General features: G+C 41.4%; 25 protein-coding genes and 2 pseudogenes. 14 read left to right on the forward strand and 13 right to left on the reverse strand.

The window, feature by feature from the left end:
* Nucleotides 1–18: 18 nt before the first annotated feature.
* The 3 genes from V7K48_RS31235 to V7K48_RS31245 all read left to right on the forward strand — a co-directional run bounded on the left by V7K48_RS31235 (nucleotide 19) and on the right by V7K48_RS31245 (nucleotide 4,147).
* A complete protein-coding gene (locus V7K48_RS31235; protein WP_335078641.1) occupies nucleotides 19–516 on the forward strand; it encodes a hypothetical protein in 498 nt (165 codons plus the stop codon).
* 438 nt (nucleotides 517–954) lie between these two features.
* Nucleotides 955–2,226 carry a carbamoylphosphate synthase large subunit gene (locus V7K48_RS31240; protein ID WP_335078643.1) on the forward strand — a complete coding sequence of 424 codons (1,272 nt, stop codon included), beginning with the start codon at nucleotides 955–957 and terminating at the stop codon, nucleotides 2,224–2,226.
* 475 nt (nucleotides 2,227–2,701) lie between these two features.
* The gene (locus tag V7K48_RS31245; protein ID WP_335078645.1) at nucleotides 2,702–4,147 is read left to right on the forward strand and encodes a deoxyribodipyrimidine photo-lyase, 8-HDF type; all 1,446 of its coding nucleotides are present in this window, start codon (nucleotides 2,702–2,704) and stop codon (nucleotides 4,145–4,147) included.
* A gap of 125 nt (nucleotides 4,148–4,272) precedes the next feature.
* Here the strand turns inward: V7K48_RS31245 and V7K48_RS31250 are convergent, their stop codons facing one another.
* Nucleotides 4,273–5,211, reverse strand: coding sequence for an ABC transporter permease (locus V7K48_RS31250; RefSeq protein WP_335078647.1), 939 nt, complete (start codon nucleotides 5,209–5,211; stop codon nucleotides 4,273–4,275).
* 75 nt (nucleotides 5,212–5,286) lie between these two features.
* The gene (locus tag V7K48_RS31255; RefSeq protein ID WP_335078649.1) at nucleotides 5,287–6,348 is read right to left on the reverse strand and encodes an ABC transporter permease; all 1,062 of its coding nucleotides are present in this window, start codon (nucleotides 6,346–6,348) and stop codon (nucleotides 5,287–5,289) included.
* Here V7K48_RS31255 and V7K48_RS31260 point away from each other — a divergent pair.
* Complete coding sequence (locus V7K48_RS31260) at nucleotides 6,342–6,566, forward strand: hypothetical protein (RefSeq protein ID WP_335078651.1); 225 nt, start codon at nucleotides 6,342–6,344, stop codon at nucleotides 6,564–6,566. The genes V7K48_RS31255 and V7K48_RS31260 overlap by 7 nt on opposite strands.
* A gap of 541 nt (nucleotides 6,567–7,107) precedes the next feature.
* Here the strand turns inward: V7K48_RS31260 and V7K48_RS31265 are convergent.
* Nucleotides 7,108–8,625 carry an ABC transporter ATP-binding protein gene (locus V7K48_RS31265; RefSeq protein ID WP_335078653.1) on the reverse strand — a complete coding sequence of 506 codons (1,518 nt, stop codon included), beginning with the start codon at nucleotides 8,623–8,625 and terminating at the stop codon, nucleotides 7,108–7,110.
* 241 nt (nucleotides 8,626–8,866) lie between these two features.
* The gene (locus tag V7K48_RS31270) at nucleotides 8,867–9,922 is read right to left on the reverse strand and encodes a BMP family protein (RefSeq protein ID WP_335078655.1); all 1,056 of its coding nucleotides are present in this window, start codon (nucleotides 9,920–9,922) and stop codon (nucleotides 8,867–8,869) included.
* A gap of 279 nt (nucleotides 9,923–10,201) precedes the next feature.
* Here V7K48_RS31270 and V7K48_RS31275 point away from each other — a divergent pair, with 279 nt between their 5' ends.
* Nucleotides 10,202–10,990: a tryptophan-rich sensory protein gene (locus V7K48_RS31275; protein WP_335078657.1), complete on the forward strand. Its 789-nt coding sequence runs from the start codon at nucleotides 10,202–10,204 to the stop codon at nucleotides 10,988–10,990.
* A gap of 145 nt (nucleotides 10,991–11,135) precedes the next feature.
* On the opposite strand, the gene V7K48_RS31280 is transcribed toward V7K48_RS31275, so the two are convergent.
* The 3 genes from V7K48_RS31280 to V7K48_RS31290 all read right to left on the reverse strand — a co-directional run bounded on the left by V7K48_RS31280 (nucleotide 11,136) and on the right by V7K48_RS31290 (nucleotide 12,972).
* Nucleotides 11,136–11,651, reverse strand: a complete 516-nt coding sequence (locus V7K48_RS31280) for a GNAT family N-acetyltransferase (protein WP_335078659.1) — start codon at nucleotides 11,649–11,651, stop codon at nucleotides 11,136–11,138.
* Between the two features lie 181 nt (nucleotides 11,652–11,832).
* A complete protein-coding gene (locus V7K48_RS31285; RefSeq protein WP_335078661.1) occupies nucleotides 11,833–12,324 on the reverse strand; it encodes a GNAT family N-acetyltransferase in 492 nt (163 codons plus the stop codon).
* A gap of 519 nt (nucleotides 12,325–12,843) precedes the next feature.
* Entirely contained in the window at nucleotides 12,844–12,972 is a 129-nt protein-coding gene (locus tag V7K48_RS31290; protein WP_335078663.1) for a hypothetical protein, read from the reverse strand.
* A 164-nt stretch (nucleotides 12,973–13,136) separates the two neighbouring features.
* Here V7K48_RS31290 and V7K48_RS31295 point away from each other — a divergent pair, with 164 nt between their 5' ends.
* Both V7K48_RS31295 and V7K48_RS31300 read left to right on the forward strand, forming a co-directional pair.
* Entirely contained in the window at nucleotides 13,137–13,382 is a 246-nt protein-coding gene (locus tag V7K48_RS31295) for a hypothetical protein (RefSeq protein ID WP_335078665.1), read from the forward strand.
* Nucleotides 13,363–13,644, forward strand: coding sequence for a hypothetical protein (locus tag V7K48_RS31300; protein WP_335078667.1), 282 nt, complete (start codon nucleotides 13,363–13,365; stop codon nucleotides 13,642–13,644). Before V7K48_RS31295 ends, V7K48_RS31300 begins: the two co-directional genes overlap by 20 nt.
* 680 nt (nucleotides 13,645–14,324) lie before the next feature.
* Here V7K48_RS31300 and uvrB read toward each other — a convergent pair.
* Nucleotides 14,325–16,322: an excinuclease ABC subunit UvrB gene (uvrB, locus tag V7K48_RS31305; RefSeq protein WP_335078669.1), complete on the reverse strand. Its 1,998-nt coding sequence runs from the start codon at nucleotides 16,320–16,322 to the stop codon at nucleotides 14,325–14,327.
* Nucleotides 16,323–16,580: 258 nt separating this feature from the next.
* Here uvrB and V7K48_RS31310 point away from each other — a divergent pair, with 258 nt between their 5' ends.
* From V7K48_RS31310 to V7K48_RS31335, 6 genes and pseudogenes are all read left to right on the forward strand, one after another.
* A complete protein-coding gene (locus V7K48_RS31310) occupies nucleotides 16,581–17,048 on the forward strand; it encodes a hypothetical protein (protein WP_335078671.1) in 468 nt (155 codons plus the stop codon).
* A 327-nt stretch (nucleotides 17,049–17,375) separates the two neighbouring features.
* A complete protein-coding gene (locus V7K48_RS31315) occupies nucleotides 17,376–17,558 on the forward strand; it encodes a CsbD family protein (RefSeq protein WP_334871846.1) in 183 nt (60 codons plus the stop codon).
* Between the two features lie 313 nt (nucleotides 17,559–17,871).
* Nucleotides 17,872–18,312 (forward strand): annotated as a pseudogene (locus tag V7K48_RS31320) (hypothetical protein).
* 113 nt (nucleotides 18,313–18,425) lie between these two features.
* Nucleotides 18,426–18,951 (forward strand): annotated as a pseudogene (locus V7K48_RS31325) (hypothetical protein).
* 20 nt (nucleotides 18,952–18,971) lie between these two features.
* Nucleotides 18,972–19,154 (forward strand): hypothetical protein, encoded by a 183-nt coding sequence (locus tag V7K48_RS31330; protein WP_335078673.1) that lies wholly within the window; start codon nucleotides 18,972–18,974, stop codon nucleotides 19,152–19,154.
* 60 nt (nucleotides 19,155–19,214) lie between these two features.
* A complete protein-coding gene (locus tag V7K48_RS31335) occupies nucleotides 19,215–19,853 on the forward strand; it encodes a histidine phosphatase family protein (RefSeq protein WP_335078675.1) in 639 nt (212 codons plus the stop codon).
* A gap of 73 nt (nucleotides 19,854–19,926) precedes the next feature.
* Here V7K48_RS31335 and V7K48_RS31340 read toward each other — a convergent pair whose 3' ends face one another.
* Genes V7K48_RS31340 through V7K48_RS31355 form a run of 4 tightly spaced genes read right to left on the reverse strand, consistent with a single transcriptional unit; the run spans nucleotide 19,927 to nucleotide 21,178 of the window.
* On the reverse strand, nucleotides 19,927–20,385 hold the full coding sequence (locus V7K48_RS31340; protein WP_335078677.1) for a hypothetical protein: 459 nt from the start codon (nucleotides 20,383–20,385) through the stop codon (nucleotides 19,927–19,929).
* A 19-nt stretch (nucleotides 20,386–20,404) separates the two neighbouring features.
* Nucleotides 20,405–20,575 (reverse strand): hypothetical protein, encoded by a 171-nt coding sequence (locus tag V7K48_RS31345; RefSeq protein ID WP_335078679.1) that lies wholly within the window; start codon nucleotides 20,573–20,575, stop codon nucleotides 20,405–20,407.
* Nucleotides 20,559–20,825 (reverse strand): type II toxin-antitoxin system VapC family toxin, encoded by a 267-nt coding sequence (locus tag V7K48_RS31350; protein ID WP_335078682.1) that lies wholly within the window; start codon nucleotides 20,823–20,825, stop codon nucleotides 20,559–20,561. Before V7K48_RS31350 ends, V7K48_RS31345 begins: the two co-directional genes overlap by 17 nt.
* Nucleotides 20,822–21,178: a hypothetical protein gene (locus V7K48_RS31355; protein ID WP_335078684.1), complete on the reverse strand. Its 357-nt coding sequence runs from the start codon at nucleotides 21,176–21,178 to the stop codon at nucleotides 20,822–20,824. The genes V7K48_RS31350 and V7K48_RS31355 overlap by 4 nt, the downstream gene beginning before the upstream one ends.
* 159 nt (nucleotides 21,179–21,337) lie before the next feature.
* On the opposite strand from V7K48_RS31355, the gene V7K48_RS31360 reads away from it, so the two are divergent.
* The gene (locus V7K48_RS31360; RefSeq protein WP_335078686.1) at nucleotides 21,338–21,562 is read left to right on the forward strand and encodes a hypothetical protein; all 225 of its coding nucleotides are present in this window, start codon (nucleotides 21,338–21,340) and stop codon (nucleotides 21,560–21,562) included.
* Between the two features lie 66 nt (nucleotides 21,563–21,628).
* Here the strand turns inward: V7K48_RS31360 and V7K48_RS31365 are convergent, their stop codons facing one another.
* Nucleotides 21,629–25,696, reverse strand: a complete 4,068-nt coding sequence (locus tag V7K48_RS31365) for a tetratricopeptide repeat protein (protein WP_335078688.1) — start codon at nucleotides 25,694–25,696, stop codon at nucleotides 21,629–21,631.
* Nucleotides 25,697–25,929 lie beyond the last annotated feature (233 nt).

Below are 25,929 nucleotides of genomic sequence, written 5' to 3' on the forward strand. Positions count from 1 at the left end.
ATTTTCAACTCACACCCGATGAATCTATGTATATTTCAAGTAAACCTACTAAAAATGCACTTCTTAACTTTTTCGTTGAACTTCGATAGAGACGCAGGCTTAGAAGAGGGTCGCTTGTGTTTACGTCATCTTGAAAAGGGTACGTTACAAGTTTGGGTAGCTACATCAGCTACCGCCAGAAAGCAATTTCCAGAGAGCTTTCATCAGAAAGGAAGTATGATACCACCTGAGTACAGAGTACTAGAACTAAAATTTTGGACTGTTAATACTAAACCTATCTCAATGAAAGAGAAAAAAGGTGTAGAAGGCAATTTTTACCAAATTCTTCCATCTGAAGTCAAGACTGATACAGGAGATGTAAGAGACGATTTTGGTATTCATAAAGATGCTAATGTTCCTGACTCAATGGGATGTATTGTATTGACACCCGAACGGTTTCAGGGATTTGAAAAAGAAGTCACTCAATTAGCAAAAGAGGGAAAAGATTCTATACCGCTCTTTGTCACGTACAATTAAAACGAATATATGAGGTAATGGCATGTACATAAGCAATTATTGGTCTAGATTGCCATTGCCTGGATTCGACAGTTTTGAAAGTAAATTGCGATCGCAATTTTAAGAATTATACTTGTTTCAAATCGCCGCTTGAATATTTTAAAAGTGCGATCGCACTAGCAGGTAGAAAAAATTAGGTTAAATATCTCAACCACAGCGATATTTACACATCTACACGTTCATGCTTGTAGCTTCATCACTTCTAATATGAACAATAATTTAGGAGTAAGGTTATTTTATAACAATAAATAAACTAATTTTATTTCGTTTGATAGAGTTAATTAAAAATTAACAGAGCAAAATATAAAATAGATAGCTAAAAAGCAAATTAAAAATCAGGAAACTTGTTTACTATCAACAACTGCATCCCCTTTTAGATGCGGTTTCTCGGAGGACTTAATGAACTCAAAATATAACTTTCAATACTTTCAAGAGAGTTCTCTTTCTGATCTGTTTACTCAAGACATCACAGATGCATCTTATGGGTTTATCCTAAATTATCCTGCAACTGCCAGTTGGGCTGCTTATCCCAACCTGAAAAAATATTTTATTCAAGATGGTAGTAGTGAAGCCACTAAAACTTCCTTTGACAAGATTTGCCAAAAGGAACCTTGGAAAATTCTGGCTGTATTAGGCGATCGCATTCCACCAATTGTGATTATTCCACCGCCAAAGTTGCTGCTTGAATACTGGCAAGAGCATTTCGGCTTCAGCTACTCCAATATTGAGATGATGGATCGCTTGACTTATTTGGATGATCTCAGCCACAGCGAACGCTTTGACAAACTGATCACTCTGTTTCCCTTTGATCACCTCAAAACAGGAAAACATGCTATTGATTCAGACACCCATTACCGCTTACTTAGCAAAGTAACATTAGCCGAATTGGGGGTGCAATGTCCAAAATACGAGAGCTACAATCTGCATACCTGTAGTCTGGAAGACATTGAGTTACCACAATTTCCCTACTTAATTAAAACGTCCCACGGACTCTCAGGAGAAGGCACTTATATCATCAAAAGCCTCAGCGATTTGAACTACTGCCTTGAAGAAATCAGGAAATATCTTAATATTAAGTTGCTCGATAAGATTATTGTCTCGGAGTTCGTTAAGAATGAGGTGCAGAATTATTGCGTACAGTTCTATGTCAACAAGGCGGCAGAGATAACCCTGATCGGCACTACCAGGCAACTTGTCACTCCAGAAGGCAACTATTTAGGGGGACTGATTGACTACCGCAACAGTGACATGAGCAAGTTCTTTGAAATGATTGCTGCCATTGGTCAGTATGCTCACAAACAGGGTTATTTCGGCGTGATTGGCTTCGATGTGCTGGAAGATCAAGACGGACAATTTTATGCGATCGATGCCAATTTCCGAGTCAATGGATCAACTCCGTTGTGCTTGCAGCGCCATACCTTACTGGGACTGGGAAAGGAAGTAGCTAAATATTCCAGTGACTACCGCATGGAAGGAACGTTGGATTCAATTTTAGTGACCTTAAAACCAGAACTAGATCGCAAGGACTTGATTATTCTGTCGGCTTTAGAGAAGGTCAAATACGGAAAAATCTACACCGAAATTTATGCGATCATTACTGGAGAAACTATCGAAGAAATGCAGCATATCGAGCAGAAATTACAGAATAAAGGATTACAATGGCTCCCTTAAACAGCACCACTGTTGGAAAGAATTGTTTTAGTCCCCAAGCCCAATTTATACAAGGGTTTCAGCTTTAATCAGCCAGCCCTATCTACATCTTTTAGCTTTTGAGGTTCTATTTGGTTTTGTTCATTTCTAGCCAGTCGGAGAGCGGGAACTGAACTGGGTTGAATACTGAATCAATCATGTAGAGCGGTTCTACAGCACTCAATTAACAACTGGTATAGCTTCGTGGACTCGCTTTGCGTGGCGTTATCGGCTTTAGCCGTGGGAGGATGTCAGCCCCTTCTCTGCGAGACGCTACGCGAACGGGGAAGTCAAAAGTCAAAAGTCAAAAGTCAAAATTAAGATTAAGAACCACCAAAATAAATTTAGGGGCTTGTACCTTTTTCTTTCTGGTTAAAGAAGAAATTTATCGCCAGAATGATGTTCATTGGTACCACTAGCATCTAAGCTAGTACGGGTGAACTATATCCAGTATGGAATGTCTGACTTAATTCTGTTTTGGCATCGGCGCGATTTACGCATTTCTGACAATACGGGACTGGCTGCGGCAAAACAGCAGAGTCCGAAAGTGGTGGGGGTGTTTTGCCTCGATCCGCATATTCTGGAACGGGATGATGTTGCTCCTGCCAGAGTAACTTATATGATTGGCTGTTTGCAGAAACTTCAAGAGCGATATGCTAAAAATGGTAGCCAGTTATTAATACTCCACGCTAATCCTGTACAAGCGATACCAGCTTTAGCAGAGGCTTTAACAGCCAAAGCTGTTTTTTGGAATTGGGATGTAGAACCTTATTCGCAAGAACGCGATCGCACCGTCATAAATGCCCTCAAAGAAAAAGGCATTGAGTTTCTTAACCAAAACTGGGATCAAATCCTCAACTCCCCAGATGAGTTACGCACCGGTGGTAACAGTCCTTACACGGTTTACACCCCCTTCTGGAAAAATTGGATTAGCAAACCAAAGGCTCAACCAGTAGAAACACTGCAAAATGTTGAGGGATTAACAGAAGCTGAACAGGAAATCGCCAAACTTGCAGGAGCGATCGCATTACCTTCAGCGAAAGATTTAGGATTTATCTGGGATGGAGAATTGATTATTTCACCTGGAGAGGCGGCGGCGCAAGAACGGTTAGAGGAATTTACTGCTAAAGCTATTACTGAATACCAAGAACAGCGCAATTTTCCCGCAGTTCATGGAACATCGCAACTGAGTGCAGCTTTGAAATTTGGCGTAATTGGCATTCGCACTGTTTGGCAAGCCACCATAGAAGCACAAGAAAATAGCCGCAGTGAGGAAACAGCAGTTAATATTCGCACATGGCAACAGGAATTAGCTTGGCGAGAGTTTTATCAACATGCAATGTATAACTTCCCCGAATTAGCTGACGGTGCTTTCCGCGACACCTTCAAAAACTTTCCTTGGCAAACTAACGAAGAACATTTCCAAGCCTGGTGCGAGGGGAGAACAGGCTACCCGATTGTGGATGCAGCAATGCGCCAGTTAAACGAAAGTGGCTGGATGCACAACCGCTGTCGGATGATTGTTGCCAGTTTCCTCACTAAAGACTTGCTAATTAATCCCCAATTGGGAGAAAAATACTTTATGCAGAAGCTGATTGATGGTGATTTATCTGCCAACAATGGCGGTTGGCAATGGAGTGCTTCTAGTGGGATGGATCCGAAACCTGTGCGGATTTTCAACCCAGCCAGTCAAACACAAAAATTTGATCCAGAGGGGGAATATATTCGGCAATGGGTATCAGAATTGCGGTCTGTAGATCCAGAATATTTAGTTACTGGTAAAATTCCACCTTTAGAACGTCATGCTGTTGGCTATCCTGAACCAATCGTGGATCATAAAATACAACAACACCAGTTTAAACTGCGTTATCAACAGCAAAAAACTGTTAGTAGAAGTGATTGAGATAACTTTTGACAGATGGTTGAAAGGTGATGTTACTTGCTTGCCGTTAGATCAGTAGTCAGCCCCTTGGGGGAAGTCAAAAGTCAAAAGTCAAAAGTCAAAAATATTCGTCGAAGGAACGTTTTTTAGTCTGAGTGGTGATTTTCTCCAAAGTAGGGAGTACCTAAAGCTTTAGGGGGTGTAGATTTTCCCAACTTACCCACTAATGCCAATAAAGCGATCGCATAAGGTAGCATTACTAAAAATTGGTAAGGTATATTTGCCCCTAATGCCTGAATTCGCAGTTGTAAAGCTTCTGTAGCCCCAAACAGCAAACAAGCTAAAGCACTACCAAAAGGATGCCATCTGCCAAAAATTAATGCTGCGATCGCAATAAATCCCTTACCAGCACTCATCCCTTCGGCAAAAAATCTTACCTGTACCAGAGTTAAATAAGCACCTCCTAAACTCGCAAGAGTGCCACTAATCACCACAGCGATATAACGGACAGTTTGTACCGAAATTCCAGCCGTGTCAGCAGCTTGAGGAGATTCTCCCACTGCTCGTAATGTCAGTCCAAAGCTAGTTTTAAATAAAATGTATGTAGTTAAAATAACTAATATAAATAATAAATAGACTAAAATATCTGACTGAAATAGTAGCGGCCCAATCAGGGGAATATTGGCTAAACCAGGAATAGTAATTGCCCCGATTCCAGGTAACTGCTGTGTACTACTGCCATTAAAGACTAACCGGGACAAAAATGATGTTAACCCAGATGCAACAAGATTAATTGCTAGTCCAGATACCAATTGGTCAACACGCAAAGTCACACATAAAATAGCATGGAGTAGTCCGACTAATCCCCCAGCAATTAAGGAAGCGAGGATACCAAGCCAGGGATTTCCAGTGGAGAAAGTGGCAGCAGCACTAGTAAAAGCGCCAGTAAGCAACATCCCTTCCAAGGCGATATTTAACACCCCCGACCGTTCTGAGTATAATCCTCCAAGGGCAGCAAATCCCAAGGGGACAGCTAGACGCAAAGTAGCTACCAAGTAATCAGAGAAGAAGTTGAGATTATTCATAGAGCTTTTTTTAAACGCAGAGGTTTGCAGAGGGAAGCGCCAAGTTTCGCAGAGTTTTGTCTGTGTTATTCTGCGTTAAACATTTGCGCTTGTCTGGGTTTTTACTCTGATCTCTCTTTCGATTGCGAAACTGATAGCAATAAACAACACCATAAAACCCTGAATCGCATAAACCACAGTTACCGGCACACCTGCACTACGCTGCATCACATTCGCACCACTGCGAAGCGCTGCAAAAAACAAAGAAGTCAATACTACACCGATAACACTACCACGACTTAAAAAAGCGATCGCAATGGCATCAAATCCATAACCTGGTGAAACTTGTTCAAATAGCCGATATTTCAACCCCATCACCTCACAACTCCCAGCCAACCCAGCTAAACCACCCGCAGCAGCCATCACCAGCATAATGGTACGTTCAACAGATATGTGGGCATAACGGGCGGCAATCGGGTTAAATCCCACTGCCGTAATTTGATAACCTAGAGGCGATCGCACTAACAATACCCATAAAATACCTGCGGCAATTAAAGCTAATAAAATACCTGCATGGGCGAGGCTTTGTGGTAATATAATCGGCAAGCGGGATGTTTTGGCAATTAATGGCGAATAAGGACTAGGCGCACCTGCTGCCATTAATGAATTTTGGACGAGGTAGCTAACTAAATTCACGGCGATATAGTTGAGCAACAACGTAGTAATTACCTCATTCACTCCGCGCATTGCTTTGAGATAACCAGGAATCCAGCCCCAAACAGCACCAAAGAAAAATCCTGCCAAAAGTGCTAAGGGGATATGAATCACCGCGGGTAATCCTTGCACATATAACCCAATTAAAGTACTTCCCAACGCACCCAGATAAATTTGTCCTTCCCCACCGATATTAAATTGCCCAGCTCGCAACGCCACTAACACGCCTAAACTGGTGAACAATAGCGGTGTCATTTTGGTGAGGGTGTTACCAAATCCAAAGTAGGTAGAGAGAGATTCTTGAAATAGGATGCTGTATGCAGTGATCGGATTTGCCCCAGCAATTAGCATCAGGATAGCACCGACGATCAGGGCGGAGGCGATCGCAATTAACGGTGATAGTATGGACAGCAATCTAGGATGAATCCGATTAATTAGTGTCATTTATATCTCAATACGCTTGGGTTATACCAATTCTGTATGAAGATGCACCAAACTATATGAGGAACGAACCGCAAAGAGCGCAATGTGAGCAGATGCAGTTAATCAGTGATCGCATTAACAGGCTACGGGACAACGGCAACTTTGAAGAAGCTGCCTATGCTGTGTCAAAGCACTTAGGAGAATTGAAACGCCCGTATTTGACTAAGTTTGAAGAATAAATTTTGAGTTTTATAGAGAAAATATATCGGATTACAGATAAATCAAGAAACTACTCGACAATATTAGATAGACATTTTATGATTATCTAATCAGCTTGATGTTTGTCAAGTCGAAGCGGGGGCAAAAACCCTGGAGACTCGCCAAAATCGCCAGAACCTTGACAAGTAAATAATTACAGCGTTTTAATAAGTTGGGAAGTTGCTAATTAATTGCAATAAGGGTGGCTGAAAATGACCAAAATTTTCGATCTGCCAAAACCATTCCCAGAAAGCCTGCTCTCGTTAGGTTTCAGTACGGAGGGGTTTCCAAAGCCAATTACCCCGCAAGGGGATTGAAACTATGCAGTTCTTAAGGCGCTACCTGTAGCTTCACCAGTTTCCAAAGCCAATTACCCCGCAAGGGGATTGAAACTATAAAAAGCTGAAAGCATTACTCCTAAGAGCATTGTTTCCAAAGCCAATTACCCCGCAAGGGGATTGAAACGATTTAGAAGCCTAAGTTATGATAGCGTTGAAAATACTGAATTTATTACCTCTGTAATTAGACTCCAAAAAGATTTGGTATTTTATTCCCTATTTGTCCTCCAGCCATCAACAAACCAATTTCTTCCACTGTCGCCGTCTGTGCATCCAAAATAGCGACAAACTCACCTCTGTAGATTACGGCAATGCGATCGCTCATTGTCATCACTTCTTCTAAGTCGGTAGAAATATACAAAATTGCAGCACCGCGATCGCGTTCTGTTAATATTCGAGAATGGACGGCTGCTGTTGCTCCTACATCTAACCCCCTTGTGGGTTGCATGGCGATTATTAAAGCTGGTATCCCCGCTAGTTCTCGCGCTAACACCACTTTTTGTTGATTTCCTCCCGAAAGCTGACTTACCTTGATATCAATCCCATTCGCCCGAATGTCAAACTCTTGCATTGCAGCTTGAGCATGATTGGCGATCGCTTCTTGTTGTAACAAAAAACGGCGACAAAATGGCAAATATTTAAAAGCTTTTAAAATCAAGTTTTGGGCGATGCTAAATTGCAACACCAATCCCATTGTCTGTCTATCTTCTGGGATGTAGCCCACTAAGGAATGCTTGTGCGTAAACTCAATTTTACCCTGCTTAATAGTCCGCAAAAGAGCGATGTCTGCGACGGGCTTTGCCAACGCATCAGCTAGTTCTCGCTGTCCATTTCCATCGACACCAGCAATTCCTAAAATTTCTCCCGCCCGCAGTTCAAAAGATACATTATTTACAGCAAGAATATTTCTTTCATCAACAACTTGTAAATTTTGCACCGACAGGATGATTTCTCCTGGTAATGTATGACTTTTATTTAACTGGAAAGCTACTTCTTGTCCTACCATCAATGTTGCTAACTGCTGAAGTGTCACCGCTGAAGTTGATGTTGTTGCTACTACCTTTCCCTGGCGCAAAACTGTTACTGAATCACAGAGATTCATTACCTCTTCTAATTTATGACTGATAAAAATAATTGTGTTGCCTGCGGCTGCCAATTGGCGCAAAATAGCAATTAATGATTCTACTTCTGGCGGTGTCAAAACGGCTGTAGGTTCATCAAGAATCAACAATTTTGCTCGACGGTAGAGAACTTTAAGAATTTCTACCCGTTGTTGTGCCCCAACAGATAAATTTTCAACTTTGGCAGTGGGATCAGTTTCTAATCCATAAGCTTGAGATAATGCAGCGATTTCTTGCTGTTTATATTGTAGATTTAGCTGCCAAGTTTTCTGGGTTCCTAAAATAATATTTTCTGTGACAGTCAATTGAGGTACAAGCATGAAGTGTTGGTGAATCATACCAATCCCAAGTTTAATTGCCTCATTTGCCGAAGTAATTTTTATTGGTTGTTCTTGAAGGTAAATCTGACCAGCATCAGGTTGATAGAGTCCACTAATAATATTCATTAAAGTACTCTTGCCTGCACCATTTTCGCCTAGTATTGCATGAATAGTTCCAGATGCAACAGAGAGATTGATATTGTTGTTAGCGATGAAAGAACCAAAGCGTTTGGTAATATTTTTTAAGCGTAAATAGTTCATGTTCACAAAACTGATAGCTCGGAGTCAGTGCTTCAGCCCAGATATTAGGACTATAGTCTTGACTACGAAAGTTTTTTAAAATATCTGTAATACCGTGTGCAACTTTACTCTCAAACCTAACCCCCAACCCCTTCCCTTGTAGGGAAGGGGAGAAAGAATCAAAGCCTCTCTCCGTTTCGGGGAGAGGAATGGAAGCGGGGTTTTAACAATAAGTCGCACATAGCGTATCTGGATGCTAAACCTATGTTGTTTTCTTCACGCAGCGTGTATCTTTACCAGTCTCTTTGCAGTCTTCAAAAACGATTTTTTTATTAACAATCTCTTGCTTTACATTCAATACCTTTTGCTTAACTGCCTCTGGGATGATTGTCCCGAATTTTCCTAAAAATAATATATCTGGTCTTTCTAGTCCAATTGTATATATTTGTCCTTTGATTTGTTTTTGTTTAGCTAATTCGGCTATATAAGCTATGGCTAAATCTAAGCGTTTGACAGCACTGGTTAAGACAGCTTTTGGTGCAACGTCTAATTGATCATTTGTGTTACCAAAAGCATATACCCCTTTTTCACCTGCTGTTTGTAAGACTGCGGCTGAAGCATTATCTAACCATTGATAGATGACATCAGCACCGGAAGAAATTAAAGCGAGAGTTGCTTCCTTGGCTTTGGCAACATCATTCCAATCACCCGTAAAAGTAGAAATAATTTGGATATTTGGTTTAACAGACTTTGCCCCTAATTCAAATCCCCGCAGTTCTCCCTCGGTAGCGGGAAACTTCTCTCCAGCAATATAAGCTAATTTATTAGATTTAGTCACAGAAGCACCAATAATGCCACACAAATAACTAGCTTGTAGGTGATCTATTCGTAAAGAAGCAATATTCTCACCTTTGAGATTACCATTTACTCCAACAAAAAATGTGTTAGGGAACTGTGAGGCGACTTGTTCAATTGCAGCATCAAATTGTCCGCCATGCGCGAAGATAAGATTGTAGTTTTTACGAGCAAAATCTGTTAATACTTCTGTTTGATCTGCTTGTGCTACTTTTTCTACATAGGCGGTTTCTGCACCTAGCTTTTGTTTTGCTAGATTTATTCCTTCATAACCAGATTGATTCCAGGCTTTGTCGGTAATCATTCCAGGGAGAGCGATCGCTATTTTAAACCCTTCAGCACCACCCGTTGTTGTCGCTGTTGGTGTCGTCGGCTTACTACTGCAAGCTTGCACCAGTAAGCTGCTGCCAAACGCCGCTGAACCAAACAAGATAAATTGACGCCGACTAAAGTTTGTTGTCATACCTCGCCTTTAGATAGCTATTTTAGTTATTTCAACACTCTAAAGTTGTAGGTGGTATTTTGGAAACAATTTCTCCCGGATTTCTCAATCAAGGTACAATAAACGTCTCTTCTCTTCTTAGAGGATGTTTGAAAAGTCCTCTTGTCGGTATCAAAAGTTTTAGATCCCTCTAAATCCCCCTTAAAAAGGGGGACTTTGATTCTGGTTCCCCCCTTTTTAAGGGGGGTTAGGGGGGATCTAAAAGTGCCTAAATTCATAAAAGATATGAGTTAACATCCTATGCAGCAGTCCACAAGAGGCAATTACCAGGATTTTTGGCGGCAACTTGCTACTTTGGTTGCAATCTTTGGTGCTTTCATTGTCAACGTAGTATCGAACGTTTTTCCGCTTAATGGACTCAGCATAGGGGAAATTTCCAATACTTTGTTTAAAAATGTGCTGATTATCCCTGCCAATTACGCCTTTGCTATCTGGGGACTGATTTACCTGGGATTGTTTGCTTTTGGAATATACCAAGCTCTACCTTCTCAACGACATGAGCCTGATTTACGTAAGACAGGTTATCTGTTGGTGATTGCCTGTGTTGCTCAAAGTATCTGGGTGTATCTGTTTTTGTCTAGGCTTTTTGCTCTTTCTGTAATTGCAATGCTCTTGATTCTGTTGCCCCTGATTGGTGTTTATGTACAGTTAGAAATTGGCAACAGGCGTGTACCTCGGCTCAAGAAATGGTGTATTCACTTTCCGATCAGCATTTATCTAGGCTGGATTAGCGTGGCAACCATTGTCAACGTAGCGTGTACCTTGTATTTTCAGGGGTGGAACGGTTGGGGGATTTCTCCTGTAATATGGACTCTGATCATGTTATTGATCGCAACAGCAGTTGCAGCAGTTATTGTTATCCAGCATCGAGACATCGCTTATACAGGAGTAATACTCTGGGCATTAATAGCGATCGCACTCAAACACTCCCATAACCCAATGCTCAGAAATGCCATGTTGGTTTTGGCAATTGTCCTGGTTTTGACCGCTACGATTAACATTAGGAGAACCCAACAAGAACGTATTTAAATGCTATGGCGTTGGTCAAAGTCAGTAGACCGAAAAGTTTTGCGATCGCTTTTTGATCTAGTTTGAACAAAAAATCGTCGTTTCAGGCACTTGAAATAATCGAATGTACAAAAAACCTTGCAATATCGTAACCAGATGAATTTCTTCATCCACTATGAATAATGCTATCGAGTTGGAGTTCAAGATAGATAGTTTTAAATCCGCTGTTGTTTGGAGATTCACCAATTTGGTAAAAACCGCGTTTGAGATAAAGCATCCGGGCTACATAAGAAGAAGGATGTTCCCAAGCATACAACCGTAAGTACCTTTTTGCTTTTGCTTGTGCTAAGTCGATGGTAAAGTCTAATAGCTCTTTTCCAATTCCTTTTCCTCGAAATCGTGATGCTACACAAAACCAGCCTAACCAGTCAGCTTCTTGTTCGTCTTCGCTATTGCAGTATAACCCAGTTAGCCCAATTACTTGGAAAGATTTCTCATCGATAGCAACCCAGTAATTGAGTTGGGTAATTCCACTGTTTGAAAGCCATTGAGCATATTTATCTAGATATAAACTTGCCACCAGTGATTGCCCATGACTACTATTACTTACGCCTGGGAAAACTTCATCTCTTAAGTGAATTGCTTGCTCCAAGGTTGCTATCGATAATGATTCAATGTACATAGCACTAGTAACTCAAGTTTAAAGTAGTCATACCTATATCTAGGCTACTATCTCAATTAATCTGTAATATTTTTTGGTGAGCAGGCAGACTAAGTGGGAATCATCATTGCTGCCATTCTCCCTGTTCATCCCGAAGAACTAATTCTACCCTAGCTTTCATACCTAATTTGCTTTTCCTCTTTCAGTTTGTTTTTTTCTTAGTTGAGCATGGCACTAAATCGAAACGAAATACGAGCAAGTCCTGAATCTGAATGCTGTTTTCGTAACTTGGCTTAGGTAAATACCAAAAGTAGTCCTGGCGCACATGATCCATCCGAAATCCGCACTTTTGATAAAAAGCAATGTTGGCGATACTTGAATTAGACGTGCCGACGAGCATCTGCTTCTTGCCGTATTGCCTCGCCTCTTGAATCAACCAAGCAACGAACTCCTTACCTAAACCCTGCCTTTGAAACTCAGGGACTATACCAAGTTCCATAATTTCGCAGGGGTCGCTGCGCCATTTCATCGTTGCTGCACCAACCAAGTGTTCGCTGTCGTCCATGCGATATACAGCATCAACGAGGTTAGCAAGTCCCCATCGCAGTGCACGCTCAGATTGTTCTGCCAACAGTAGTATCGGAATCAGTGCTTCAAGTTCGTCGTCACGAGCTTGTCGAATAGCGATCACCATTCATATTCCCCTTTAATCACAATTTATTTTTCAAAACTATAGTACCAAGTTGAATTAATCGATATAAACCAGGAAAAAGTAAATTAATCATCTAAAACTTAGTCCCAGCAAAGCTTTTAGAATTGAACTCTTCCGATTACCTCATATCACCTGGCTGGGGCAGCAAGTTGTTGCGCTCTAAAAGGCGGTTTAATTGGCTGAAGCAGGTCGGTCAAAATGAACTTATTCAGATTTTAGCCTTTTAAAGTAAAGCATCGCTGTGCCTCTCAATAAGGCTTTATAGTAAGTTTCTTTGAGAACAAAAATATTGGACAGTTCTACTGTGTCCTCTCGAACTGTGACTATCTCTTGCTGATTAATTTTTCCAAAATCTTCGTGAGTTTCTAGAAAATGTCATAATTGCTCGATAGTCTTCGGCATAGGCATATTATTGTTCTCCTTTATCGCGTTAAACAAGCAAGTTGTGAGGGTACAAAATAGGGAATGTACTGATAATTATTTTGTATCATATATTAATATTCATGAATATTTATACGTATTAAGGCGAGCGATCGCTTCTTTACGAGACCCTACACATAGCTTGCTTCCCCATAGAGGTACACCAACGTCTTCTGGTGCGTCCGCTACACGAACGACGATCGCACCCATATTGAAATTACCAAGCTTTCAGTCTAGGTTGTACAACTTCAGATATATTACCGCAAATGCGCTGATACTTTAATTTCACTTCTTCATAAATTCCGCAAAAACACCGTTACGCTATTTGTGCTTGTGATCAAAACTTAGAGCATCCAGTTTATTAGGGCGTGTTTATGACCAACCCTGTAAAGACGGTTATCCAAGTCAATCTGGAGATGGCTCTAGAAGTAGCTCAAGAATTGGAGCTTGCTCCATACACTCAACTCAGTACTTATTGTTTGGAGATTTTACGGGAGATCGGATGTCCTAATACTGAACTCCCAGTTAACTTACAAACTCGTGATCAGCAGCTAAACTTTATCACAGGCTTTGCATCTTATGCTTTTGGGGAGGTACAAAGTGTACAAAGCATTAATTGAAGATATATTTCATGATTCAGAAGGGACAGAAGAAACTATTTTTCCTGCCACAGATGAAGATTTGTTAATTTTAACAGAAAAATTTTTAGGGTTTGAAATTCCCTCAAAGGTTTTTTTGCAAGCTATAGCCATTGCTGATTACGACTGTGCAGCTGCTTTTCGCTACGTTGAGAATTATTTGACTATTCTCAGGAATAAGAATAAGCGTAAGCAAAAGAAATTACTTGTGTTAAGGTGTTCTACCAGGTTTGACAATAATTGACGTGCTTCTTGACGTGCTAACCCTGAACAAATGCGATTTAGCCCTCTTCTGTCACTCTCCGAAAACATTTGCCATTTTTGAATTCTAGAGCTTTTGTATAGCAAGCGATCGCGCGATTCTTTTCTAATAACAAATACAAGACCCATTTTTTTCTAATAGTATAGCTTGTATTGATTGCCTCATAAGGCTTCTAGCAATCGTCCTCCCGGAAAGTGACAAAAGAGGGTTAGATAAGATAATTTGCACGACCGATGTAGAGACGTTGCATTGCAACGTCTCTACACATATTTGTCCGTTCCGAAATCGTCAATTTAGTAGTGCTAGTTTCTAGCAAAATTTCATAAGTTCTAACCCATCCTAATTAGACATCTCCAAAATATACTATTTTGTGGGAAAAGAACCCGATCAGAAGTCTTTTAACACAAAAACATGAGTGAAATGCTGAATTATATGAAGAGAATCCTCAAGAAACACAGAGGTTAATTGGTCTATCTCAGGCAGATCAGGGAGAAGATTTAATTGACACTCCAATCAAGAAACCAAGAAATGGAGAATTAACAATTGAATAGAAAGACGAAATTAATTCTAAGCGTTCTTCAGGATAAAAAATTCCCGTTTCCGCCATTTTGTGATATTTTTGAACACCAATTAGGCGAATATTGGTGAGCATAAGGTTCACGTTAACGTCCCAGCATTTTATCTCGCAAATGTTTAATGCGATCGCGCAATTTTGCCGCTTCTTCAAATTCTAATTTCTTCGCCGCCTCTTTCATCTGCGCTTCTAACAGAGTAATCAATTGTGGAATCTGTTCTAATGGCAGTTCATCTATATGTTCATCTACTACTTTCAAGTCAGTTGCATTCAACCGCCGAGATACATCTAAAAAAGACAAAATCGCATTACTTGATTTTTTCACAATCGGTTGCGGTGTAATCCCATGCAGCCGATTGTGTGCCGTTTGAATACCACGCCGTCTGTCTGTTTCATCAATGGCTTTAATCATGCTGCCTGTCAAATTATCAGCATACATGATTGCTTGTCCCTGGATGTGACGCGCGGCTCTACCAATAGTTTGAATTAAGGAACGCTCGGTTCGCAAAAACCCTTCTTTATCTGCATCCATAATTGCTACTAATGAAACTTCGGGTAAATCTAAGCCTTCCCGCAGCAAGTTCACTCCAACCAATACATCAAATATACCTTCGCGCAAGTTCTGCAAAATCTCAATGCGCTCAATAGAATTAATCTCCGAATGTAGATACCGTACCCGAATACTGTGGTCTTGCAAATATTCGGTTAAATCTTCCGCCATCCGCTTAGTTAATGTGGTAATTAACACTCGTTCATGGCGATCGGCTCTATCTTTAATTTCTCCTAACAAATCATCAATTTGTCCTTCTGTGGGACGCACAGAAATTTCTGGATCAACCACCCCAGTTGGTCGAATCACTTGTTCAATTACATGCTCTTCAGAAGTTTCTAATTCCCAATTTCCTGGAGTTGCTGAAACAAAGATACACTGATTCACCTTTTGCCAAAATTCTTCAGCTTTTAAAGGACGATTATCAGCAGCACTAGGAAGACGAAATCCATGTTCAATTAAAACTTTTTTTCTAGCTTGGTCACCGTTATACATGCCGCGAATTTGTGGCACAGTAACGTGAGATTCATCTATAACTAGTAGCCAATCTTTGGGAAAATAATCAATTAAACATTCTGGTGCTTCTCCAGCTTGTCTTCCTGCTAAGTGACGGGAATAGTTTTCGACACCGTTGCAGTAACCTACTTCCCGTAGCATTTCTAGGTCATAGCGTGTACGTTGATCTATGCGTTGCGCTTCTAATAATTTCCCAGCCTGTTCTAAGTCTAGTTTTTGCTGTTTTAACTCGGCTGCAATGTCATGACAAGCTACTTCTAACCGTTCTTCTGGGGTGACAAAGTGACGTGCGGGGTAGATATTCACCGCTTCTAAACTCTTGAGAATTTCACCTGTTACCGGGTCAATGTAGCGAATTGCGTCAATTTCATCACCAAAAAATTCGACACGAATAATTCGGTCTTCATAAGCTGGGCCAATTTCTAAGACATCGCCTCGGACGCGAAATTTTCCTCGACCCATTTCTATGTCGTTGCGGCTATATTGAACATTTGCCAAATCCCGTAAAATTTGGCGTTGATTTACTTCCATACCTATCTGAAGGGGAATGGCAGCTTTGAGATATTCTGCTGGCATTCCCAAACCGTAGATGCAACTGATGGAAGCAACGACAATGACATCACGGCGTTCAAAAAGCGATCGCGTCGCTGAATGCCGCAACATATCAATTTCATCATTAATCGCTGCGGTTTTTTCAATATAAGTATCGGTAACAGGAATATACGCTTCTGGCTGATAGTAATCGTAGTAGCTGACAAAGTACTCGACTGCATTGTTGGGGAAGAAATCCCGCAACTCGTTACAAAGCTGTGCAGCAAGGGTTTTGTTATGCGCCAGAACTAAAGTAGGCTTGCCAATTTTCTCAATAACTGCCGCTACCGAAAATGTCTTGCCAGTTCCAGTGGCTCCTAGTAAAGTTTGATAACGATTACCAGATTGGATACTAGCGGTCAGTTGGGCGATCGCTTGTGGTTGATCACCTGTGGGACTAAAGGGAGCTTGAAGACAAAATTCTGTCATACAGTTTTGCTGGAAATACCCTATCTCACTCATGGTGACGATTTCACCCTGTATCCATTGTAGCGGGGTTATAAGACCAAAATAAATAGTATTAAATTTTTACAAAAATCAATACTTTAAATATACTTATGTATCAGTTTTAAAAATATTTATATCTATATGAGGTTTTTTAAGGTTAAACTCTAAGATATATGGGAAAAAATTTCATCTTTCCTTAATTATTGTAAAATTCAATTAACAAACCAAAGGTGTTCAATTATGACTATTAGCAGCACTGGCAAAACAACCAGTTCTCGGCAAAAGTATGCCAAGTCTCCAGGGGAAACTACAGAGGAAGTTGGAAATCAACAAGACCAGAGCTTGATTGGAGATAAACTCGAGCCAGTTAGTGAACAGCCGGTGTCAGGAGCTTCTGGGACACTCGCCATTTCTGGAGTTCGTCCCATAGGCGCTAGCGACTTAGAAGTTGCTGAAACACTTTCAATTGCTGGGGTGCGTCCCGTTAGCAGCAGTGCGTTAGAAGTAGTTGAAACTTTTAATGCAATGGGTATTCGTCCAATTGGCGCTAATACATTTGAAGTCGTTGAAAGTATCAATCTCTCTGGGATTCGTCCAATTGGCTCAAGTTTATTGGTAATTGATGAAAGCTATTCAACATTCGGTAATCGTCCGATAGCATCAAATGAGGTTGATAATTCTGAAAGCCTGATGGGTTTTCTAGATTAGACAAAAAATATCCCCATAACTTTATTAACCCAGCTTCTGTACGGAACTGGGTTTTTTACTTAAAGATTCAAAAGTAGAGATTACCATATTTGCACCTGTTCTATGTCTTTTAGCATAGGTAATTCAACGGTTATTACTTTATTTTGTATTCAACTAACAGCTATAACGCTTACTACAACTAACTTTCTGAATTACGAACTCTTGAATATGCCTTGTGGTGGAAGGCTTTAGCAAAAACTTTAAGCTATTGTGTAAAAGTAATCACAAAAGGATTTCAAAGTAGTTTATAGCTTTGAAAGAATTTTTTAATTAAATCAGGAGTACAAAATGAGCATCGAAGATCGCGCAAAAGCAGCTGCTAAAAATGTTGAAGGTAAAGCCCAAGAAGCATTAGGAAATGTTACTGGAGATCCAGAAGATAAAGCGAAAGGTAAAGCAAAGCAAGCTGAAAGCGAAGTTCGTCACGGAATTGAAGACGTGAAAGATGGCGTAAAGAAAAACATTGACTAACAATTCAGAATTTTTTTGCAGAAACTCTAGGGATATGAATGGGATGGATTCCCTTTTTGCAAAAAGGTATGAAGCTTTCAAGATTCAATGCCATATATCTTTCTTATACTCTTAGCAAGCGTTGAAAGATAAGGGGCTAGCTTGATTTGTAGAGGCGTAATTTATTACGTCTCTACATTAAAATAAAAAATGGATTTCTTAATACAGGGGAATAATATCTATAGATTCCAAGTTGATAATGAATCCAAGCAATTAGTTTAAAAATACAAATTATTATATCTGTTATTTAAAATGTTTTTTCAAGAGTAAAAAAATAATTATTCTTCAGCAAAGTCGCAAAATATTGGCGACTTTTGTTTTAATTGTAGTCTTGATGATAACTACCGCCTGTGGCGGTGGTACAGTCTCATAAGTTGACCGCACAACTACCTCACCAGCAATTGGGCGAGATGTAACTTATGCAGAGTTAGAGCGAGGCAATACCCTAGGAGGACAAACCTTTGGTAACTGGGTTGTGCAAACATCTCAAGGATTAGTTCAGGACGCTTATGTTCGTGATAACAATAAACTAGGTGTTGTTGTTTCCCCTAAAGTTCGTCCTAACGAAGTGCGAACATTAGCAAAATCCCTAGCTCAAGGTTTTCATAAGAACTTCCCCAATCAGGACTTAAAGGTTTTGATTTATGCGTCTGATAAGAAATTAATTTTGACTACTGAATATGACACTCAGACGAATCAAGTTAAGTATACCTAATTGCTAAATTTGCAATGAAAACTTGATAATAATTTGATGAATGGGAATTTGAAATTATGGTTTGGAAATACTAGCAATAAAAAGAATTTGGCGAAAAAAGAAGATAATGTCAAGTGGCAAGCAGCGAAGAGTATAAACGTCAAATAATCAAAGATTTAGCTCAGGGGGATATTGAATCTCTGGATGATACTAAAGCTGAATCAACGGCGGAATATCAGAATTTCGATGATTTTGCTCAACGGACAACACCAGATCAACGTCAGCAGTTGTTTGGTCGATCTTTACATCCAGATCGGATTCCTACCAGCCAAATGGAGCCAGAATTACAACAGGCGATCGCACAAATAAAACCCAATGAACGGGATGATGTAGCAAGGGCCTTTTTTAAACACTTGAAGGAAAGAAAACTAGACGAGAAGCATCTAGAGCAACAGTTGGGGCTTTCTACACACAACCCCAACTGCATGACTGCTGATGATGTCAGCAAACTAGCATCTTTCACCTATCTATCATAACCACCCCGATATTTTCCACCAAGTGTTGGCGGAGCAACCAGGGATTATCAAGTTTCTCAGTAATCCTGTAGTGGCAGGCATTATCGGAATTGCGGCGGCTAAGTGGTTGGGTAGTCGCAAGTAACTTCGTAAATTTTTAGTTTTATGAGCAACAAATTAGGTGGGAATTACCCACCTTTATTTTTTGCCTATCAGAGGAGAGTAAAGTACCCAAATAAGCGATCGCTCAATGGCGATGTCTACAACGGTCGTAGCTGCGGTAACTTTGCTCAATCTGAAAATCATTCCAAATCTCAAAAAATTGTAGTAATATACCACAGGCATTAACTATCTTCAGCTACATCTGATTGTTAGCGCTCTTAAATTCACAATCCATAAAAATATACCGTGAGCCTAACTATTTATTTCCTCCGTCACGGACAGACAGAATGCAGCCGCAATAATTCCTTTTGCGGTTCCATAGACTCACAACTTACCCCAGAAGGCTTGGAGATGGGCAAGGCTTTTGCAGACGCATATAGTTCTATGGATTGGACAGCAATATTTTGTAGTCCAATGCAGCGAACTGTATTGACAGCAAAACCTTTATGTGCAGCAATAAAGATGGAACCACAACTTAGAGATGGTTTGAAGGAAATTAACTATGGCTTATGGGAAGGAAAAACCCCAGAAGTAATTAGCCGTGAATATCACGATGATTATATTCGCTGGTCAGCCGATCCAGCTTGGTATGCGCCAAATGGTGGAGAAATGGCAGTTACAATTGCTTCTCGCACCTTGCAGGTAATTGAAGAAATCAAGAGTCTTTACACCAGTGGTAATGTGTTAGTGGTTTCCCACAAGGCAACTATCAGAATTATTCTGTGTAGTTTACTGGGGATTGATGTCGGACGCTTCCGTTTTCGTTTGGGATGCCCTGTTGCTTCGGTCAGTATTGTAGAATTTACTTCACATGGGCCGCTATTGAAGGCTTTGGCAGACCGGACTCATTTGGATGAGCGGTTGCGAAATTTACCGGGGACATGAGGTATCTGGAAGTACAGACGCGATTAATCGCGTCTGTATAGGAGAGACGCGATTAATCGCGTCTGTACAAGAGTTAGGAATTATTATTTTTCCCTTGCTCCTGCTCACTCGCTGGTTCAGTGTATTTGCAGAAAACGTTTATCCCAATTTTTAAAATATATAATACGATAATTGTGGTGATCGCACTATCAATCGGTATGCCATGTGCAGCAGCTACAATCACCAGGGAGCCAATGATAGTGTTGAGCAAAGAAGCACTACCAGGATTCTTTGTGTATTCTTTGATTTGTCCCCGTAAACCATCATCACCACAGATTTCAGTACGGATTTCATTGAGGGTGAGTTGCAAGAAAGATTTTTTGCCCTGACTATAATCTGTTTTGCCAACTTTCTCTTGCCAGAGTGCATCAAAACTGGCTTCTAAATAGCCGTTGTGTTGTTGCAGGGTAGTAAGCGCTTGTTGCGCTGGGGTGTCGTGTTGGAGAAGTTGCTGAAGTTCTTGGATTTCGACAGGGGTTAGTTGGGGATTCATATATATTTGACTTAATTATTTATTGAATATTTGTTAGTTCCTGAATCAACTGTTCAGGTGTGATAATTCTGGGAGTAGCAACTGGAAAATCTCTAAGATTGCGAGTAATGATAGCATCTAAATGATTGAGTACCACAGTGCTGTATTGAATAGCGTCTTCAAAATCTCTAAAGTTAAGGTTTAGTGCCATGTTGATTGGGGTACTCATCTACGGTGGCAACACGGCAAAAGGTAACTATTTCCCTCAAAAACTCAAGGGCTAAATTTCGACCTTTATCTTTATGGATGATATAGTAAAGGTCACTAAAGTAAGATGCACAGATGTAGCCTTCTATCTGCCCTTCTTCAACAAATGATACAATTGTCTCGCTATTGCTAAAAAAAGGTTGTCGCTCAAGTGCAACATCTAGAATAACATTGCTGTCTAACAGAACTTTCACAGATTATGTTTCTCCTTTAAAGCTTCCCATCTAGCTTGGTCTGGGTCAAAATCAGAAGGCGTGGGTTGTGTCTTTTCAAACCAACCTTGCAAAGCTTTGATTTTTGTTTGTTTCTTCGGCTTCTCTGGCTGTGACTCAGTAGAAGTTTCTGTAGAACTTTCCAAGGATGGAACTGGCTGCAAAATAATGACTTCCACTTTACCAGGAGCAATATTCAAAGGTTCGTCAATAATTAAATGACCTGATTCATCAATTGTGGCGTTTAGCTTGTAGGCTTGCATACTTCTGCCCTTTTTGTTTCTAGGATAAAACACCGTTGTAAATGTTGCGTAGGTGTAGCCCGTTATAGACATCGCACTTGTGAATAACCTGACTTTTCACGGCATCTGGAAAACCTCACTTCTATTTCTCTCCTAAAAGGAGAGAGACTTTGAATTTTTCCCCTTCCCGCGTCGGGAAGGGTTAGGGGGTTAGGTTTTTGGTGGACTTTTCAACATAACGTGAAAAGTCAGGTGAATAACCACTTTGTCGTGACCAAAGTGATGGCTTTGTTGATGAAAACGATCATTTTGGTGATGAAAATGATCATTTTGGTGATGAAAATGATCATTTTGTTGATGAAAATGATCATTTTGTTGATGAAAATGATTATTTTGGTGATGAAAACGATCGCTTTGGTGATGAAAATAATCATTTTGGTGATGAAAACGATCATTTTTGTGGCAATGCTTATGTGATCGCAAGCAATGCTTAAATAAAACTTATGAATGATTTGGCGTTGGCAATAAATCTTGCACTACACCCTACGACTCTGTTTCTAGCCTATCTCGCGCTGCCCAAATTACCTCGCGCACCTCTCCCGCACACTCTTCACCCATTGCTTCGCACCAAATGATTTGAAACTGGTTTTCTCCTAACTGCTGGAGCATACGGGCTAAATTATTGATATCTGAACCAAGCCACTCTTCATTATGCTCTAGGTCAATGGTTAAAATATGAATGTAAACTTGCAAAGCCTCAACGTAATTTTCTTGAGCTTCTAAAACCCTTCCCCACTTAGCCAATGTTTGTGAAGCCCAATACCAATCGCGGAACTGCTCATAAATTTCCCAGGCTTTCTGATAATAGTTAATCGCCACATCAAACTGCCGTTGCTCTTGGGCTACTATGCCCAGGTTGTGATAGTGACTAGCAGCACTGTACAAATCCCCGGCATCTTCAAATATCTTCAGCGCCTTGTTGTAGTAATCAACAGCCACATCAAACTGCCGTTGCTCTTGGGCTACTGTGCCCAGTTGGTGATAGTCTCCAGCAGCACTGTACAAATCCCCGGCATCTTTAAATATCTTCAGCGCCTTGTTGTAGTAATCAACAGCCACATCAAACTGCCGTTGCTCTTGGGCTACCATGCCCAGGTTGTGATAGTCACTAGCAGCACTGTACAAATCCCCGGCATCTTCAAATATCTTCAGCGCCTTGTTATAGTAATCAACAGCCACATCAAACTGCCGTTGCTCTTGGGCAATATAGCCCAGTTGGTGATAGTCTTTAGCAGCACTGTACAAATCCCCGGCATCTTCAAATATCTTAAGCGCCTTGTTGTAGTAATCAACAGCCACATCAAACTGCCGTTGCTCTTGGGCTACCATGCCCAGGTTGTGATAGCCTCCAGCAGCACTGTACAAATTCCCAGCATCTTCAAATATCTTCAGCGCCTTGTTGTAGTAATCAACAGCCACATCAAACTGCCGTTGCTCTTGGGCAATATGGCCCAGTTGGTGATAGCCTCCAGCAGCACTGTACAAATCCCCGGCATCTTCATATATCTTCAGCGCCTTGTTGTAGTAATCAACAGCCACATCAAACTGCCGTTGCTCTTGGGCTACCCTGCCCAGTTGGTGATAGTCTCCAGCAGCACTGTACAAATTCCCAGTATCTTCAAATATCTTCAGCGCCTTGTTGTAGTAATCAACAGCCACATCAAACTGCCGTTGCTCTTGGGCAATATAGCCTAGATTATGATAAGCAACAGCAATTTTGTCATTCACTGAGGAGTCATTTACGTCAATCAGTTCATCCAGAATTTCTAGATGGACTTTCCTTGCCCATTCCAAGTCAGCACTTTGAGCCGCTTCATTGGCATCTGCACCCCGCAGATACATCCAGAAATCCAGAGCATCTTCACCCTTTGTTTTGGCATCTGCCAAATGAATACCAATATGCTTCAGCGTCCGTTGTCGCAGTGACTTAAATTCGGGTTTGCGCCCTATCCGCTCATACACTTTTCCTAAGGCTTGCAGAATTGATTGTGCATAAGCCCATTCTTGTTGCTGTTCAGCAAAGCGCAGATTTTGCAACAAATTTGGTTCTTCTACTCGCAGCACAAAAATTGCCAGTTCTGCGTTGCTGATGAGTTGCTCATAATAGCTATCTGCCAAAGAAGTGTAGAAAATCAGCAACTTTTTTTCGAGTTCGTTAATCACCTCCTCACCCGTCATTGCGAACGTTCGCGAAGCGTCTCGAAGAGAAGCAAAGCAATCACCAGATTTATCGGTATCATGAGATTGCTTTCCTGCGGAACGCTGCGCGAACGTTTCACTGCGTTCTACTCGCAATGACACTATGGTCTTTAACTGCTGGCGCAAATACCAAGGTAGTGCTGGGTGAATTTTGTAGATAGTCTCATAATCCAAATATTCCAAAATACCTGCGGCGGCGGCTTCATTGAGAATTCTCATCCAATCTGGTTTTTGCAAGTTCTCCCCAAACACTGCTTGATAAGCTTGTCCCAATTCATTATCAGGACTTTCTGAAAAACTATGCAGCCAATCTGCATCAACCCGTTCCGAAAACAGTGCCAAAAATGGTAAATGCCGTCGTGTACGTTCCGACAACTTCGCAAAGGAATAATCCAACGACACAGTAAGAGATTTTTCTCTCCCTTCGTCCTCCATTCCCCTAAAAGTATCCAACCCCCGCCGCAGCACCTCAATTAACTGCACAGGTGTTTGCATCTTTAAATGCGGCAACACCACCCGCAAAGACAACGGATGTCCCCCCAACAATTTCAACAATTCCAAATACTCTGCTGGCAGGTTCTTTTTCTCCACACCCACGGTTTGCAAAATCTTCGCGGCTAACTCTTGGGCATCCGCTTGAGACAACCCCCGCAAGTTGATTAAACTATACCCACAATCTAGCCAAGGTTCTTCGCGGCGACTGGTAATTAATACCCAAGATTTACCACCCCGCAATTCCTTAAGAAACCGCTTCAGCTTGTTTCTCTCTTCCCCACTCAATAATGGTTCATTCCCCGTAGGAAAACCGTTGACAGGTTCAAAGTTATCCCAAATCAACAAGCAAGGATTAGTTTGCAGATATTGCCGCACCACAGCCTCTTGCTGTTCTGGCATCATTTGGGAAAATCTCTCACCTCCCAACGCCCTACCAATTTGGTTAATTACCTGACTCAACCCCGCACCCTGTTCAAAAGAGGTGAAGAACATACCACCAGTACGTCCTTGAGTGTCATCCAACCACCTGGCGAAACCTGCGGCTAACTCAGTTTTACCAACGCTGCCCATTCCCTGCACCAAAACCAGATGATTTTGCCGAAATGCTCTCTCTAAACGCAAAATCTCATAATCCCGCCCAATAAAACCATAAGCACTTTCATCAGGTAAACCTACAGCTTTGCTACTTTCTGGGGTGTTGTTTGCTTGCGCCATCAAATCGGCAAAACTGGGTGCTGTCTTTTGAGGAACAAAAGGCGTATAGGGTTCCTGCTGATACAGCACCGGCACAAGCCAATCTTGTAAAGGTAAATTTCCTTTGGGACTGGGGCGCATTTTGTCAATAGACATAGACTTTCGCCCTGCTGCAACTGCTGTGGCGATACACTCTCCCCTGACTAATTCCCCATACAACCGCCCAATAAAGTGTTCTGCACCTTTGGCGTAAACTGAATACGCCATCGCTACCACACCCTTTGCCCCCAATTTCACCAACTGTCCAGCTACTGAGGAAAAAGCTTCTTCGCCTACTTGTCCAGACTTGCAAGCATTCAGCACAAAAATAGGCACGCGACAATCTGTCAAATATTGGGCAATTTCCCTAGCGCTGACAGTTTGCTCATTTCCCTGTTCATCCTCAAAGACTAAAACTCCCTGTGTCTCGCTGTCAAAATTCCCATGTCCATCAAAATGGACGATATGATAAAAACCCTTATTTGCTTGCAGTTCCGCTTCAAACTTTTTCAAGCTAGAGGGACGCAATACCTTAAGATTGACTCGCTGTCGTATCGGTTGCAGCGCCGCCAGCAGGGGACGGGCAATGGTTTTAAACCCAACGTCTTGCTCATCGTCAGGACGGGCAATAACTAGTAAAATATTCAGTTGGTCATTGGGCATGGGTGGCAATGGTGCTTTTACGCCCTGACTGCTGAGACTGCGATACATCCCCGCCAGTGAAGGTGCAAGAAATTGATAGTCGGGGGAATACAGCAATTCCCAAGGTAAATTCAGCACTTCGGCGTTATCGGAAATGATGCCCAGTTCACAGTTATCTAGCCCTTCCCGTGTCGCTTCTTGAAAAAATTCTCTTCCTTTCTCTGTACTGCGAAATACTAGTTCAAATAGCTGTTGTCCCCACTGCTGTAATTTTTGTTCGATTTTTGCAGCGTCGTCGGGAAAAATACCGTAAGGAAACTTCAGATAATCTTCTAAATACCAGCGCAACTTAGCGGCGTTTTCTTTATCGAAGGGTTGCTGGAATGAGACTTCTGGCGCAAGGCGAGGACTCTCATATCCGCGTTGCCAGGAAAGTTGGATTGTTTCGTCGTGATGTGTTATCCGCAACCAATTCTGCGCCATAGCTACTGCCAACACTAGTTAATGTGATGCTACCTTATCCTAGTCATTCACGCAGAGGTTAGTTAATTACTTGTTAAACCCGAAGAACCCCACCCCGCCAAAGCTACGCTTCGTCTCCCCTCCACGCAAGCCGTGTGTCGAATTATCCCCCTTAATCCCCCCGATATATTGGGGGGAAACAAGAAATCTAGTTCCCTCCCCTTTCCAAGGGGAGGGTTAGGGTGGGGTAAAAC

This window comes from Nostoc sp. (assembly GCF_036919615.1).
Classification (GTDB): domain Bacteria; phylum Cyanobacteriota; class Cyanobacteriia; order Cyanobacteriales; family Nostocaceae; genus Nostoc.